This window comes from Thalassospira sp. ER-Se-21-Dark, assembly GCF_017922435.1.
Lineage (GTDB): Bacteria > Pseudomonadota > Alphaproteobacteria > Rhodospirillales > Thalassospiraceae > Thalassospira.
Window position 1 is genome coordinate 1,081,846 of record NZ_VDEZ01000001.1, and the last position, 15,983, is coordinate 1,097,828.

13 protein-coding genes and 1 riboswitch are annotated in these 15,983 nt (G+C 55.8%); of the genes, 7 read left to right on the plus strand and 6 right to left on the minus strand.

The window, feature by feature from the left end:
- Positions 1-80 precede the first annotated feature (80 nt).
- Both FHI25_RS04915 and FHI25_RS04920 read right to left on the minus strand, forming a co-directional pair.
- Positions 81-2,030, minus strand: coding sequence for a nucleoside-diphosphate sugar epimerase/dehydratase (locus FHI25_RS04915; protein ID WP_210515599.1), 1,950 nt, complete (start codon positions 2,028-2,030; stop codon positions 81-83).
- Between the two features lie 124 nt (positions 2,031-2,154).
- A complete protein-coding gene (locus tag FHI25_RS04920) occupies positions 2,155-3,168 on the minus strand; it encodes a glycosyltransferase family 4 protein (RefSeq protein ID WP_210515601.1) in 1,014 nt (337 codons plus the stop codon).
- Between the two features lie 222 nt (positions 3,169-3,390).
- Between FHI25_RS04920 and FHI25_RS04925 the strand changes: the two genes are divergently transcribed.
- Entirely contained in the window at positions 3,391-4,737 is a 1,347-nt protein-coding gene (locus FHI25_RS04925; RefSeq protein WP_210515603.1) for a transcription antitermination factor NusB, read from the plus strand.
- 132 nt (positions 4,738-4,869) lie between these two features.
- A complete protein-coding gene (rpe, locus tag FHI25_RS04930) occupies positions 4,870-5,535 on the plus strand; it encodes a ribulose-phosphate 3-epimerase (RefSeq protein ID WP_210515605.1) in 666 nt (221 codons plus the stop codon).
- 87 nt (positions 5,536-5,622) lie between these two features.
- Here rpe and FHI25_RS04935 read toward each other — a convergent pair whose 3' ends face one another.
- Positions 5,623-5,886 (minus strand): succinate dehydrogenase assembly factor 4, encoded by a 264-nt coding sequence (locus tag FHI25_RS04935; protein WP_210515614.1) that lies wholly within the window; start codon positions 5,884-5,886, stop codon positions 5,623-5,625.
- Between the two features lie 246 nt (positions 5,887-6,132).
- Here FHI25_RS04935 and FHI25_RS04940 point away from each other — a divergent pair, with 246 nt between their 5' ends.
- From FHI25_RS04940 to FHI25_RS04960, 5 genes are all read left to right on the plus strand, one after another.
- Complete coding sequence (locus tag FHI25_RS04940) at positions 6,133-8,496, plus strand: Tex family protein (RefSeq protein ID WP_210515616.1); 2,364 nt, start codon at positions 6,133-6,135, stop codon at positions 8,494-8,496.
- 116 nt (positions 8,497-8,612) lie between these two features.
- A riboswitch (TPP riboswitch) is annotated at positions 8,613-8,719 on the plus strand.
- 70 nt (positions 8,720-8,789) lie between these two features.
- Entirely contained in the window at positions 8,790-9,599 is an 810-nt protein-coding gene (thiM, locus tag FHI25_RS04945; RefSeq protein ID WP_210515618.1) for a hydroxyethylthiazole kinase, read from the plus strand.
- Positions 9,596-10,243 carry a thiamine phosphate synthase gene (gene thiE, locus FHI25_RS04950; protein ID WP_210515620.1) on the plus strand — a complete coding sequence of 216 codons (648 nt, stop codon included), beginning with the start codon at positions 9,596-9,598 and terminating at the stop codon, positions 10,241-10,243. Before thiM ends, thiE begins: the two co-directional genes overlap by 4 nt.
- Positions 10,244-10,422: 179 nt before the next feature.
- Entirely contained in the window at positions 10,423-10,728 is a 306-nt protein-coding gene (locus tag FHI25_RS04955) for a hypothetical protein (protein ID WP_008888602.1), read from the plus strand.
- A gap of 296 nt (positions 10,729-11,024) precedes the next feature.
- Positions 11,025-11,630, plus strand: coding sequence for a superoxide dismutase (locus FHI25_RS04960; RefSeq protein ID WP_064780125.1), 606 nt, complete (start codon positions 11,025-11,027; stop codon positions 11,628-11,630).
- A 134-nt stretch (positions 11,631-11,764) separates the two neighbouring features.
- On the opposite strand, the gene FHI25_RS04965 is transcribed toward FHI25_RS04960, so the two are convergent.
- The 3 genes from FHI25_RS04965 to FHI25_RS04975 are packed head-to-tail and all read right to left on the minus strand — an operon-like array spanning position 11,765 to position 15,860.
- The gene (locus tag FHI25_RS04965) at positions 11,765-13,264 is read right to left on the minus strand and encodes an aldehyde dehydrogenase family protein (protein WP_210515622.1); all 1,500 of its coding nucleotides are present in this window, start codon (positions 13,262-13,264) and stop codon (positions 11,765-11,767) included.
- A gap of 60 nt (positions 13,265-13,324) precedes the next feature.
- The gene (locus FHI25_RS04970) at positions 13,325-14,641 is read right to left on the minus strand and encodes an aminotransferase class III-fold pyridoxal phosphate-dependent enzyme (RefSeq protein WP_210515624.1); all 1,317 of its coding nucleotides are present in this window, start codon (positions 14,639-14,641) and stop codon (positions 13,325-13,327) included.
- Between the two features lie 31 nt (positions 14,642-14,672).
- Positions 14,673-15,860, minus strand: a complete 1,188-nt coding sequence (locus FHI25_RS04975) for an FAD-dependent oxidoreductase (protein ID WP_210515626.1) — start codon at positions 15,858-15,860, stop codon at positions 14,673-14,675.
- Between the last annotated feature and the right edge of the window lie 123 nt (positions 15,861-15,983).

Genomic DNA, 15,983 nt, shown 5'->3' on the forward strand with positions numbered 1-15,983 from the left:
TTTTGCACGAATTCATTCCATCAAAGAATGAACATGCAGATCATCGAAACAATAATTGGAAATGCGGTGAGAAGCATCTTTTAAGAGGCTGCCTCGGCTTCGCCGCCGTTGCTATCTGCAAAGATCGACTTCACACCGATCTCGGGCGGCTGGAATTCAGGCACCAATTGGCTGATCAGCTCCAGCGTTTTGGAAGTGTTTCGGTTGGTGGCACTGTCTTCCAAAGCATCAAAGACCTGCTTGATCAGGCCATAATCCACCACACGCGGGGCAGCCAAAAGCACCCCATCGGTCTCGGTCGGGACCGGTGGTTCGGAATCATGGAAGAGCTCTTCATAAAGCTTCTCACCCGGGCGCAAGCCGGTAACCTTGATTTCCACATCCTTGTCCGGCTGCAAGCCCGACAACAGGATCATCTGTCGCGCCAGATCGATGATTTTGACCGGACGGCCCATATCAAGTACGAAGATCTTCCCGCCCTCGGTCACCCCGTGGCGCCCCAGCTCCGCAGATTGCAAAACAAGCTCGACCGCCTCGGCAATGGTCATGAAGTAACGGGTGATACCTTCGTGGGTCACGGTCAGCGGTCCACCTGCCTCAAGCTGACGCTTGAACAGGGGCACAACAGATCCGGTAGAACCCAGAACATTGCCAAAACGCACAGTCACAAACCGGGTCGAGCCGCGCTGATCAAGCGGCAAGGTTTCCAGCGCCTGACAATAACATTCCGCCAGACGTTTTGATGCCCCCATGACATTGGCCGGATTCACCGCCTTGTCGGTTGAAATCAGAACCATTGTGCCTACACCAGCGGCACGGCAGGCTTCAGCCACATTTCGCGTGCCCAGCGTGTTGGTCAGAATGCCTTCATTGGGATTGTGTTCGACCAGCGGCACATGTTTGTAAGCCGCCGCATGGAATACGATTTCGGGCTTGTAGAGATCAAAAACCTGACCAATCCGGGTTTGATCGCGGACATCGCCCAGTATGCTCTCACGCGGCAAATCAGGGTATTTTTCCGCCATTTCCATATCAATGGCGTAAAGCTGGAATTCCCCGGCATCCAATAAGGTCAGGCTGTCTGGGCCATAGGATGCGATCTGACGCACCAGTTCCGAACCAATTGACCCGCCAGCGCCAGTCACCAGAACCCGCTTGCCGGCAATCATTTCGCGCACGCGATCACGATCCAATCTGGCCTGTGGGCGACCAAGCAAATCTTCAATCGCCACCGGGCGGATTTGCAGCGGATCGGCCAGGCCTTCGCGCAGATCGCCCAGCTTGGGCAAACGGGCCAAAGTCATGCCATAGCGATCAGCAATCTCGACCCACTTGGCGCTATCTTCATGACGCAGTGCATCCCCACTCAGCACCAACCGGCGCGGCAAGCCGTGCCTGCCCTTTTGTAATTTCTGAATGACATCTTCGAGCTGATCGACAGTCGCCAGAACGTCAACGCCATGCATGTTTCGCCCGACCCGGCCTTGAGTCAGCGAAACGATGCCAATCACCTTGAACGGAGTATTGGCGGATCGTTCAGTTTCACGGATGAAGGCTTCGGCTTCATCGCCCGCCCCGATCAACAAGACCGGAACACGTGCTGTTCCCTGACGCACCAGTGCACGTGCCGTCGATTTATCCTTGGCAATCCGATAGGTCAGGCGTGCCCCCCCAAGCAAGGCCATCAGAAGGAACCACTGAATGATTGGCGCCGAACGTGGCATCCAGTCCAAACGTGTGGTCAGAAACAGAACTATGAAAAGAACCGCGACAGCAACTGATACGGCCTTGGCAATACGGATGACATCGTTGAGCGATGCATAGCGCCAAATGCCGCGATACAGACCAAAACACCAGAAGGACACGGCTGCGATCAGCGTGAAAATCCCCGACGAAAACAGAATATTATGGGGCGCATAATACACCACGCCATCCCCGACCCGCAGATACAAGGCTAACGGGAAGGAGATTGCCGCCATGATGATGTCATGGACAAAGGCAATATGGCTTCGCTGAAATATTCGCAGCATGCGGTCCCTTACCGGCAGATTTCTGTTTTTATAAGGATATACCCGCTTGGCGACAGACGGATAAGGGTTTCTTTTCGCGCTCTGCTCACATCAAGTCAAGCAATGCACGTAATAGTCTGATCGATCAGGTGCCGGGTGTTTCGCGCACAGGCATCCGCACCATCATGCCAACCAGACCAAGCACAACGATCAGTGCTGCAATCACCCGCATCCAGTCCGGCGTATCACTTTGGGCAAAGCAAACAGCAATCAGAATAAGGTTGCTGACAAGGATCATGATCGACACCCGGGCATGCGAAAACCCACGCTGGGTCGCTTTCTGATAGAAATGTTCGCGATGGGCTTGCCAGATTTTCTCGCGCCGCAAGGCGCGTTTGATCAGGGTAAATGTTGCATCAAACAGATAGTAGGATGGCAAAATCAGCGCGATGGCCCAAGCCCCTTCGGAGGCGACCTTTAACAACAGCCATCCCAGAATAAAGCCAAGCGGGATTGACCCGACATCGCCAAGAAACAGTTTTGCCGGATGCCAGTTCCAGATCAGAAACCCGATCATGATCGCAAGAATGCCAAGCCCGATATAGCCAAGCGCGATGAATTGCGGCAACGGCACAAAAAGGGCGAGGACAAAAATCCCAAGGCCGATTGAACCGGCTTCGACACCGGTAATCCCGTCAACCCCATCCATGAAATTGAACAGATTGATGAACCACACCCATGCCAAAACCACCAACACGTGATCCAGCCACATCGGCACCAGTCCGCCAAGAACCGGTTTATCAAGGGCCAGCATGCCAATAATCACCGCAACAAATTGCAAGGCAAAGCGCTTAGCCGCGGACAGGTCATGACGATCATCAAGCCAACTGAGCAACCCAAGCCCAGCGCAAGCGGCCAGCATCAGCCAGTCACCAACAGCCGAAACACCGGTAAAGACAAAAACACCTGCCACCAGCAAAATCAGAAGCGGCGTCACGGCAAGCCCGCCACCACGCGGGGTCGGTACAGCGTGACTGGAACGGTGATTTGGCATATCAAGGATCGCCTTGCGCCGCAGATAATTCAGCACCACCCACGTCAGCAACATCGAGCCGACCAGAAAGATGCTTGCAAAGGTCGCAAGTCCGGCAAAAGTCATCGTTGGATCGCCCTTGTCCCTGTCCCCGTCAGATTGATCCGTCTGGATTAGCCGGACCCATTCCCTATCACAAGGCTTTTCACCCTGTCAGCCCCACAATCCTGCACCATTCCCGACACAGCCGCACAGAGCAGCCATGTCGCGCAAAACCGTGCTTGATGCTTTACAGTTTGCCATGCTGCGCTTAACTACTGCACATAAACCGAAACCGGAGATATCCCTTTGGCAGAACGTCGTTCCCGTCCATCCCCGCGCAAAGCCCCCCGCAAACAGGCGGTAGAGGCACCCGATCCGCGCATGCTTGCGCTTAAAACCCTGCAGGAATTGCGCGGCGGTGAAGTGACATTGGACGAGCTTCTGTCAAAGCATGGCTATGGTCTGCCGTCGCTTGATCGTAATTTCCTGCGTCAATTGCTGGGCACCACGCTGCGCCATCTGGGCGAAATTGATGCCGTGCTTGCCCCGCGTTATCAACCACCACAGGACCGGGTCGCAGCACGCTTGACCAACATCTTGCGGCTTGGTGTGGCGCAGCTGTTCTTTATGGATACGCCTGACTACGGTGCGGTCGACAGTACGGTCAATCTCGCGCGTGATGCGGGTTTGCATAAATACACCAAACTGATCAATGCGGTTCTGCGTGGCTTGCAGCGTGACGGCTTTGAATGGCCCGAAGGTGTCGAAGACTGGCAGCTCAACATCCCGGCATGGCTGCGCGGATCCTGGAAAAAGGCCTATGGTGCCGAGATCGCGCAAGGCATTGCCGAGGCAAGCCTTGGCCACGCGATGCTGGATCTGTCGATCAAGGATCGCAGTCAGACCGCCGAGTGGGCCGAAAAGATGGATGGCATTGTCCTGCCGACCGGATCGGTGCGACTTGAACCGGGTCGCCGTATCCGTGATCTTCCGGGTTACAAGGATGGCGACTGGTGGGTGCAGGACGCAGCCGCTGCCATTCCGGCAACCCTGTTTTCGGCCTACAAGGACAAAACCATCTATGACCTGTGCGCCGCACCGGGCGGCAAGACGATGCAGCTTGCATCCCTTGGTGCGAGTGCAATTGCGGTCGATAAATCCGAAGGTCGCCTGAAACGCGTGTTTGAAAACCTAGAGCGTGTATCGCTTGGTGCAGCTGTCGTAACCGGCGATGCCACCGATCTTGCGCCTGATACGTCACGCGCCGATGCGGTTTTGCTTGATGCGCCCTGTTCAGCCACCGGCACCATTCGCCGCCATCCGGACATTCTGCTGCGTCAGAATGACAAGCTGATGCAATCGCTTCTTCCCATTCAGACCAAGCTGCTTAATCAGGCGGACAAGCTTTTGAATGTTGGGGGAGAGCTGATCTATTGCACCTGTTCGCTGCAACCCGAAGAAGGCGAACATCAGGTCAAATCGTTCCTGGCGGATCATCCGAACTATGAACGCAAAGCCATCACCGCCGACGAACTGGGTGGTTGGGATGAGGCAATAAACGATGCCGGTGAATTGCGCATTCTGCCGATTCACATGACCGATTTTGGCGGCATGGATGGCTTTTTCTGTGCCCGCCTTGTCAAAAAATCCTGATTTTCAGCCACAAGATCATAGTTTGACGCACACAAGACAGCCATGAGTCCCATTCGGGTGACATGGGGTGCAATCTGGGGTATGAAGGCCGCGAATTTCCCGTATCCCATATCGCTTCAGGACCTGTGACGCATGACCACGTCAAACATTAAAATTGCACCTTCGATCCTTTCGGCCGATTTCGCCCAGCTTGGCGTTGATGTCCGCGCTGTTGACGAAGCCGGTGCTGACTATATCCATATCGATGTGATGGATGGCCACTATGTACCGAACATCACCATTGGCCCGGACGTGGTCAAGGCACTGCGCCCGCATAGTGACAAGGTGTTTGACGTGCATCTGATGATCGCACCGGTCGATCCCTATATCGAGGCATTTGCAAATGCCGGTTCTGACATCATCACCATCCACGCCGAAGCTGGCCCGCACCTGCATCGCTCGCTGCAGCTGATCAAGTCACTGGGCAAAAAGGCTGGTGTCTCGCTCAACCCGTCGACCCCGGAAAGTGTGATTGAATATGTCATGGACATGGTCGATCTGGTTCTGGTCATGACTGTGAACCCTGGCTTTGGCGGCCAGAAATTTATTCCGAGCCAGCTTGAGAAAATCAAACGCATCCGCAAGATGATTGATGCCACCGGCCGTGATATCGACCTTGAAGTCGATGGTGGCGTGAACCCGGAAATCGCGCCCAAGGTGATCGAAGCCGGTGCCAACGTTCTGGTCGCAGGCTCCGCCACCTTCAAAGGCGGCCCCGGCGAGTACGCCAACAACATCAAGGCCATCCGCGGCGCCTAAGTCACAGCCGTGTTGATGACCTGAAATGAGAAAAGGCCGGTGCAAGATGCTCCGGCCTTTTTCGTAACTGTCTTGTGCGCACTGCAATCAGAAATCGATGCATCGGCCCTTGTTTTCCCAATCGCCAAATCGGGTCGGTTCCGGACCTTTGGGTCCGCCAATTTCACGCGCCTTGGCGGCGGCTTCCTTGGCGGCCTTGGCCTCATTTAGCGCATTGATCGCGTCCTGCGAAAGCTTGGGTGCTTCTTCTGCTCCGGCGATCTCTTCAGATGCCGCATTGGTATCGGCCTGCGGTTCTGTCTTTTCCTTGGGAACTTCATGAATGACGGTTTCGCGGAACTTTCCAGCCATTCGGCTTCTCCTGCTTTGGGCTTGGCCCGATAAATCACATTTGCCAAAGAAATAGCGTCCCAGACCGGCATCGGCAAGTCCGCATGCCACCGCTGTCAAGGCCACACAAAGCCGTGTGATTTCAGGCCTTTGGAATCAAACAGCGAATCCTGATGTGGATGCGCTCAAAATTTTGGCAAAAACAGACTCTTTCCCAGTGCGCTCAAAGCCGTTATTCCAAGCATACGAGCAAAACAAGGAGAAACCATGCGTCCAATTCCCCAGCGTATCGCCGAAGAACTTTCGGTTCGTCCGGAACAGGTCATTGCCACCATCGAGATGCTCAATGAAGGCTCCACCGTTCCGTTCATCGCCCGTTACCGTAAAGAAAAAACCGGCGGGCTTGATGACACCCAACTTCGTACGCTGGAAGAACGCCTGCGCTATCTGACCGAGCTTGAAGAACGCCGCGCATCCGTGCTTGAGAGCATCCGCGAACAGGAAAAACTGACGCCGGAACTTGAGGCCGCAATCAACGAGGCCGACACCAAGACCCGCCTCGAAGATTTATATCTGCCCTATAAGAAAAAGCGCCGCACCAAGGCCCAGATTGCCCGCGAAGCCGGGCTGGAGCCACTGGCCGATAGCCTGTTTAACGACCCGACGCTTGATCCGGAAACCGAAGCCACCAAATTCGTTGATGCCGAAAAAGGCATTGAGGACACCAAGGCCGCCCTTGATGGCGCGCGCCAGATCCTGATGGAACGCTTTGCCGAGGATGCCGACCTTGTTGCCAAGCTGCGTGACCATCTGTGGAAAGAAGGTGAAATCACCGCGTCCGTGATCGAGGGCAAACAGGCCGAAGGGGCAAAATTCTCGGACTATTTCGAGCATTCCGAAAAAATCAAAACCTGCCCGTCACATCGTGCGCTGGCCCTTTTCCGGGGCCGGAATGAAGACATCCTGCAGCTGAAACTGACCCTTGGCAAAGAAGACGAAGACCGTCCGCGCGGCCAACCGGGCCGGGCCGAGGTCATGATTGCCGCCCATGTTGGCATCACCGATAAGGGTCGTGCCGCTGACAAATGGTTGATGGACACCGTGCGCTGGACCTGGCGCGTCAAACTGTCGTTGTCAATCGAGCTTGATCTGTTTGGCACCCTTCGTGACTCCGCCGAGGAAGGTGCGATCAAGGTCTTTGCCGATAACCTGAAAGACCTTTTGCTGGCCGCCCCTGCGGGGCAAAAGGCGACCATGGGTCTTGATCCGGGTGTGCGTACCGGGGTCAAGGTTGCAGTGGTTGATGCCACGGGCAAGCTGGTCGATACCGCAACGGTTTATCCCTTCCAGCCGCGCAATGACGTCGAAGGCGCGATCAACACCATGGCTGCACTGGCGGCCCGCCATCAGATCGAACTGATCGCGATTGGTAACGGGACGTTTTCACGTGAAACCGACGAACTTGCCGGTCAGATGCTTAAACGCTTCCCAGCACTCAAGGCCACCAAGGTGATCGTCAACGAAGCCGGTGCGTCTGTTTATTCCGCATCGCAGTTTGCCGCAGAAGAATTCCCCGACCTTGATGTGTCGCTTCGTGGTGCAGCCTCCATCGCACGCCGCCTGCAAGACCCGCTGGCAGAACTGGTGAAGATCGAGCCGAAATCCATCGGTGTCGGGCAATATCAGCACGACGTATCGGAAACCAAACTGGCCCGGTCGCTTGATGCTGTGGTTGAGGATTGCGTGAACGGTGTCGGTGTGGACCTTAACACCGCATCCATCCCGCTTTTGACCCGTGTGGCTGGCCTGACCGAAACGCTGGCGCGCAATATTGTCGGTTATCGCGACTCCAACGGCGCGTTCCAGTCGCGTGCGGATCTTAAAAAGGTCGAGCGTCTTGGACCAAAGGCGTTCGAGCAATGTGCGGGCTTCTTGCGTATTCGCGGCGCCAACAATCCGCTTGATGCATCGGCTGTGCACCCGGAAGCCTATCCGCTGGTCGAAAAAATCAGTGCCAACGCCGCCAAGCCGTTGGCAGAACTGATCGGCGATTCGGCCTTTATCAAGACACTCCGCCCCGAAGATTTCGCTGATGACACATTTGGTGTCCCGACCATCCGCGACATCATTGCCGAGCTCGACAAACCCGGTCGTGACCCGCGCCCGGAATTCAAGACCGCCAAATTCACCGAGGGTGTGAATGAGATCAAGGATCTGCGCACCGGCATGAAGCTTGAAGGTACGGTCACCAACGTCACCAACTTTGGGGCGTTTGTTGATATCGGTGTGCATCAGGATGGCCTTGTTCATATTTCCCAACTTGCAGACAAGTTCGTCGAGGATCCCCGTCAGGTGGTCAAGGCCGGTCAGATTGTGTCGGTCACTGTCATGGAAGTTGATGCGCCGCGCAAACGTATCGGGCTTTCGATGAAATCCGCACCGGATTACGAAGCCACGCGTGAAAAGCGCGCCGACAATCGCGGCGATGCACCGCGCGGCAACCGTCCGCAGCATTCGTCAGGCCCGCGCCATCAGGGCGGCCAAGGTCGTGGCAATGCCGGTGGCAACGCTGGCGGCGATGGCGGTGCAATGGCCGCCGCACTCAAGGCCGCGATGGAACGTCGCAAATAACCTATCGCAAAAAGGCTTCGAAACGGCGGGATGGCATATACCATTCCGCCGTTTTTCTTTTGCGCAGTCATGCCGATCGGATGAATTGACAGAAGACAGTTTAAAACCCATGTTGAGCACTCACCAAGGGGAGCCCCGACAAGGGGGCTGAGAAACTGCCGCGCAGTGACCCTTTGAACCTGATCCAGTTCATACTGGCGTAGGGACGGTGCGAACGCGGATTACGGCGTTCTCCATCTTTCCGACTTCGAACTGGGTCTCCATACGCAAAGTTTCTGCATTGGAGCCTCGACATGACGACCGAAATTTCCCAGACCGCGACCGATCTTTTTGAACGGATGCGCGCGACCAATCCGCTGGTTCAGTGCATCACAAACTATGTCGCGATGAACTATGCCGCCAATGTCCTGTTGGCTGCGGGTGCCTCGCCCGCGATGGTTCACACGCCTGAAGAATCCGGCGAATTTGCCGCGATTGCCAGTGCGCTGACGGTCAATATCGGCACCCTGTCGCCCAACTGGGTCGAAGGCATGATCGCAGCAGCCAGATCGGCCAATAAAGCTGGCAAGCCCTGGGTGCTTGATCCGGTAGCGCATTTTGCCACCGGCTATCGCCGGGACACTGTGGCAACGCTTTTGAAACTCAAACCCACGGTCATTCGCGGTAACGCATCGGAAATCATTGCCCTTGGTGGCGGTCAAAGTGCCGGTCAGGGGGTCGATAGTGGCGATCCGGTCGAACAGGCTGAAGAAGCCGCACGCAACCTTGCCAGCGCGCAAAGTGCTGTTGTTGCCGTCACTGGCGAAGTGGATTTCGTCACCGATGGCTCGCGCTCGGTACGCATTGCCGGTGGTTCGGACCTGATGCCGAAAATCACCGCCACAGGCTGTTCGCTGACCGCACTTGTTGGCGCCTATCTTGCGGTTGCACCCGATCAGGCGTTTGAAGCCACCATTGCCGCCCTTGGCAATTTTGCCGTGGCGGGTGAAATCGCCGCCAAAACGGCAAACGGCCCAGCATCCTTCATGACCGCCTTTATCGATGGCCTGCATCGCCTTGATGGCGCGACTTATGCCAAGAACCTTCAGGTCAATGTTCAATGAAGTCGTTTGATCTATCGCTTTATCTCGTGCTTGATACCGATCTGTGTCGCGACCATTCGATGGTGGAAACCACGATGGCCGCGATTGCAGGCGGTGCCACCCTCATTCAGCTGCGCGATAAAAAGGCCGGGACCGAGGGCCTCATTCGCGTTGGTCGGGAATTGATGAAGGCGATGGAAGGCACCAACATACCACTGATCGTGAATGACGACATTGATGCCGCCATTGCCATTGGCGCACATGGCCTGCATGTCGGTCAGGATGATCTGCCATCGCAAATTGCCCGCGACCGCCTTGGCCCGGACAAAATCATCGGCCTGTCGATTGAAAGCGAAGATGTCGCGCAAAAGGTGGACCACAGCATTGTCGATTATGTCGGTATCGGACCGATATTTGCCACCGCAACCAAGCCCGACCATAAACCGGCGATCGGCTTTGACGGGCTTGAAAAGCTGGTGCGGATGGTCGGCCTGCCATCGGTTGCGATTGGCGGGCTTAAGGGCGAACACGCCCTGCCGGCACTTGAAAGCGGTGCTGACGGCATTGCCGTTGTCTCGGCGATTTGTGGGCAGCCCGATCCAAAACAGGCCGCCGCATATATTGCCCAAAAACTCAAATCAGCGCGGGCTTATCTGTCGCAGTAACCTTGGGCTTTCGTGGTTCCGATCTGCAATGATCAGGGCTGTTATGGGGCGCAAAACGCATGGCTGTTGCGCCCAAATAACAATGACCGGCACGGAAATGCCCCATTTGCGCCGTTAATTTTTCGGCTTCGTAGCGCAAGTTATCAGGCATCAACCAAGAACAACCGCGCGAGGAAGCCATGCTGAGATCTCTGCGTAGTAAGCCGGTTGCCATTGCCCTGATTGGGCTTATGACGATCACGACAGCCGGGCTGGCTGCAATCAAGGTCGCACCCAAACCGACCACCGACAGCGTTACCATCCATTCCGAAATGGTCCGGGGTGAAGTGACGCTGCGCCACCCGGATGGCACCATCGCCATCAGGCGCGATTGCGTCCGGTTCCCGTGCAAGATTGACATCTCGTCGCTTGAACGCGGCGACTACGATGTCACACTGACAAATGGCGACGAAAGCCAGAAGATGGTAGGACTCTACAAAGAGTAGGCATCCCGCCTGCGCCAAGACCCAAACCGTTCAAATTTTTCCGGAAAATCCGGGAACGTTTTGATGGCCTGAATGTTCATCATATATCGAACCATTCAAAGGTAATGTGGCGATGCGTTGCATAAACGCTCGTGCGTGCTAGATAAAGTAGCACGGGTAACGACCCGGATGCGCAAGTCGGCCCTGCAACAAAGGTTTCCAAGATGTTGCACGGGATTTTCACTTTTATCGACGGCGCAAAAAGGGATATGTTGCGTTACCGCACAGATTAATAATGAAAGTCGAGGAACTGTATCATGGCACTTGAACTCCCAGCACTTCCGTACGCATACGACGCGCTTGACCCGTATATGTCGGCTGAAACCCTCGAGTTCCACCACGACAAGCACCACAATGCTTATGTCGAAACCGGCAACAAACTGCTCGAAGGCAGCGGTCTTGAAGGCAAGTCGCTTGAGGAACTCGTCGTTGCAACCTATGGCGACAAGGACAAGGCCAAGCTGTTCAACCAGGTCGGTCAGCACTGGAACCACATCGAGTTCTGGAACATGATGAAGCCGAATGGCGGTGGCAACATCCCGGGCGAACTCGAAAAGAAAATCGTCGAAGACTTCGGCTCGGTTGATGCTTTCAAAGAAGCCTTCACCACCGCCGGTGTTGGCCAGTTTGGTTCCGGCTGGGCGTGGCTGTCGATGAACAAGTCAGGCAAACTGGTCGTTTCTGGCACCCCCAATGCTGAAAACCCGCTGGTTCACGGCATGACCCCGCTTCTGGGTTGCGACGTTTGGGAACACTCCTACTACATCGATTACCGCAACCGTCGCCCGGACTACATCAAGGCGTTCCTGAACGACCTGGTAAACTGGGAATATGTTGCAGAGCGTTTCTCCAAAGCTGGCTAATCCGCCGACGCTTTGAGACTGAATTACAAAAAGCGGCTCCTCCGGGGGCCGCTTTTTTGTGCGCGCAACACAAACAAAGAAAAACCCCGCCAGCGAACCGGCGGGGTTTGGATCGAACATAATCAGGTGCGTGATCAGATATCGAATTTAATACCCTGAGCCAGCGGCAGCTCGCGGGAGTAGTTGATGGTGTTGGTTGCGCGGCGCATATAACCTTTCCATGCGTCCGAACCGGATTCACGACCGCCACCGGTTTCTTTTTCACCACCGAAGGCACCACCGATTTCCGCACCGGACGGGCCGATATTGACGTTGGCGATACCGCAATCGGAACCAACCGAGGACAGGAACAGTTCGGTTTCACGCAGATCGGTCGAGAAGATGCACGACGACAGACCCTGCGGGACGTCATTCTGAAGCGCGATGGCTTCTTCAAGCGTCTCGTAGGTCATGACATAAAGGATCGGTGCAAAGGTCTCGTGCTTCACGGTCTCGGTCTGACCCGGCATTTCAACCACTGACGGGGTGACATAAAACGCATTCGGGTATTCCGATTCCAAGGTACGTTCGCCGCCATGCACGGTGCCGCCGTCTTTCTTGGCATTGGCAAGCGCAGTCTGCATGTTGGTGTAGGCTTCTTCATCAATCAGTGGACCAACCAGAACACCATCGGCCAGCGGATCGCCAATTTTCACCGACTTGTAAGCCGCAATGATTTTCGGCAGAAGTTGATCCTTGACGTCCTTGTGAACAATCAGACGACGAAGTGACGTGCAACGCTGACCACAGGTGCCAACTGCGGAGAACACAACTGCACGCACGGTCATATCCAGATCGGCCGACGGGGTCACGATCATGGCGTTGTTGCCGCCAAGCTCAAGAATGGTGCGGCCAAAGCGCTGCGCAACACGCGGGGCAACTTCGCGGCCCATGCGGGTAGAACCGGTGGCTGAAATCAGCGCGACGTCACGGCTGTCGGTCATGATTTCACCGATTTCACGATCACCAACAACAACCTGATGCAGGTTGGCCGGTGCATCACCGAATTTGGCAATCGCCTTTTCGAGGATCTTCTGGCACGCAAGGGCTGTGACCGGGGTCTTTTCCGACGGTTTCCAGATCACAGCATTGCCACAAGCCAGTGCTAGGGCGGTGTTCCATGCCCACGGCGCAACCGGGAAGTTGAACGCGGTAATCAGGCCAACAACACCCAGCGGATGCCAGTTTTCCATCATCTTGTGCCCCGGACGTTCGGACGCGATGGTCAGACCGTAAAGCTGACGCGACAGGCCAAGCGCGAAGTCGCAGATATCGATCATTTCCTGAACTTCGCCAAGACCTTCCTGATAGATCTTGCCGCATTCAAGCGACACAAGACGGCCCAGCGGCTCCTTGGCTGCACGCAGTTCTTCACCCAGAAGACGCACCAGCTCGCCGCGACGCGGACCGGGAACCTGACGCCATGCGCCAAATGCCTTTTTGGCATTGCCGATGACATCTGTCATCTCGGCCGGGGTGGTTTCGGTGACACTTGCGAATTCCGAACCGTCAACCGGGGTCTGGACACTGAGGGTGCCGTTGGCAATCTCTGCTTCGGACAGACCAAGTTCGGTCAGAATGGATTTGTAGCTCACAGTAAAACTCCCTTCGTTTTAAACTTTCCGGCGCGGATCACCGGCAAATTCGATCTCTGTTCAATCCTTGATATCGGCTACCTTGGGCAGCAGTTTGGCGATGATGGCAAAGGCCTCATCAACCTGATCAAACGGAATGGTCAAAGGTGCCAGCAGGCGCACCACATTGGCGTGTTCGCCACTTGGCATTAACAATAGCCCGTTATCACGGGCCAGTTGCAACAAGCATTGCAGACGTTTGGGTGACGGCTTGCCGTCACCTGCAATCAATTCAAAGGCACGCATTGCCCCGATCCCGCGCATGTTGCCGATCACATGCCCACCGGGCAGATCGCGCAACCATGCGATATGGGTGGCGTATTTTTCACCGAGCTGCTTGGCACGGGCGGTCAGCTTGTCGGTTTCCAAAACCTCAAACACGCCGGTCGCTGCCGCGCACGCCACCGGATTGCCGGAATAGGTGCCGCCAAGCCCGCCCGGGGCCAACGCATTCATGACATCCTCGGCACCGGTGATTGCGGCCAGCGGAAAGCCCCCGCCAATGCCCTTGCCCATGACAAGGATATCGGGCGCAACGCCGGCATGCTCAACGGCAAACATCTTACCCGTCCGGGCAAAACCCGACTGGATTTCATCGGCAATCAGAACCATGCCGTTTTCATCACACAGGCGGCGCAGGGCGACAAGAAACGCGCCATCCGCAGCACGAAAACCGCCTTCGCCCTGAACGGGTTCAATCACCACCGCCCCGACCGACGCCGGATCGGCGGAAACAGCAAACAGCTTGGCGATGGCGGCCATCGCATCATCAACCGATACACCGGTTTCGGGGCAAGGATATGGCAGATGCCAAACCGGCCCCGGCAATGGACCAAGCCCGGTTTTATAGGGTTTGGTTTTGCCCGTCAGGGCAAGGGTCGCAAGCGTCCTGCCATGGAAGCCGCCCTCAAAGGCGATCACCCCGGTGTGACCGGTAAAGGCGCGCGCAAGCTTCAGCGCGTTTTCCATCGCCTCTGCCCCGGAATTGGTCAGCATTGATTTTGCGGGACCTTCAATCGGGCAGTTTGCTGCCAGCCACTCCGTTACCGCGACATAGGGTTCATGCGGCAGGGCATTATAGCAGCTGTGGGTAAACCGTTCGCACTGAGCAGCAACGCGTTCCATCACCACCGGATTGCGATGCCCGACAGTCAAAACACCGATCCCGCCAATGAAATCGATATAGCGTTTGCCTTCGACATCCCATGCCTCGGCATTGAGCGCGCGATCAAGATAGACCGGATGCACATTGCGCACGCCGGCCGATACCGACGCGATTGCGCGGTCGCGCATCTGCGTGCTGTCCTGGGCTGGTTTGGTGTTTTCGTCACGGGGCATGTGGGGCTGCTCCGACCTTTTTGATGTTGATTTAAATAACGTTCAGTTCAAGCACCGGCGCATTGTCGCGAATGCGCTCATAGCCAAACACCGACAGATCAAGGGTTTCATAGCCGTTTGTTGCGATCAGTTCGGCAATGCCACGGCCAACCGCCGGGCTTTGTTGCAGCCCATGGCCCGAGAACCCGTTGGCAAATATGAAGTTTTTAACATCCGTATGGCGGCCCAAAATCGCGTTCTGATCCAGCAGGTTATAGGAATAATGACCCGCCCAGGCATTGACGACCTTGATCGCCTCAAACCGTTCACACCGCTCATACAGGCCCGGCCAGATGATGTCGTCAAACAGGCTGTGATCGACGTCGAAATCCCAGCATTCCGGATCGCGATCCTTGGGTGGGGCAATGCCGGTAATAAAGAACTCGCCTTCCGGACGGACATAAAGTCCGCTTGGATCAATCAGCATCGGGCAGGATGCGCTGATGTCTTCCGCGTCCCGGCAGTTGAATACAAAGATGCAGCGTTTGCGTGGCTCGACCGGAATTTCAAGACCCGCCATCCGGGCAACCTTTGACCCACCCGTGCCCGCCGCATTGACAAGCTGGCCACAGCCGAAACGACGACCGTCTTTCAGAACCACACCGGTGACCTGATCACCATCCCGCATGACATCGACGACTTCGCCGTCAATGTATTCGGCACCGCGACGGCGGGCCTGTTTGCGGAATGACTGCATCAGGCAATAGGCATCAAACCAGCCTTCTCCCGTGCGTCCCCAGCAACCAGCCGCCAGATCGGATGTATTCATCCACGGGTATTTCACGGCAAGGTCATCAGGTTCCATCCAGACGATGTCACCGCCAAACTCGGTCTGCGTTGCGTGGTTTTGGCGCAGGATATCGCGGCCCTGATCGGTTGCCAGAATGAGATAGCCCTTTTCATGCAGGGCAATGTCGACGTCGGGATCAAGATCGCGGTTCAGATTGCGCAGGAACTGAATGCCATAGGCCGACATTTCAATATTGATCGGGGTCGAGAATTGTTGGCGGATTGAGGCCGCCGAAAGCGCTGTCGAACAGAACTCATAGGTCGAGTCTTTTTCAATCACCAGAACCCGGCCCTTGAAATCATCACGACCGGTCAGATGCCATGCGATGGAACTGCCGATAACCGCACCACCGACGATGATCACATCATAATTTTCGTCAACAGAACCCATTCTTGCCTTCTACCCGATGCAAATTGTTGCTTTCCGGCCATTGATGAACCGGCATTTTGCGATGGTGCGCTGGAACCCGTTATCCGAATGAAAGGGGGAGCCATCCTTCCAAAACATTCCAAA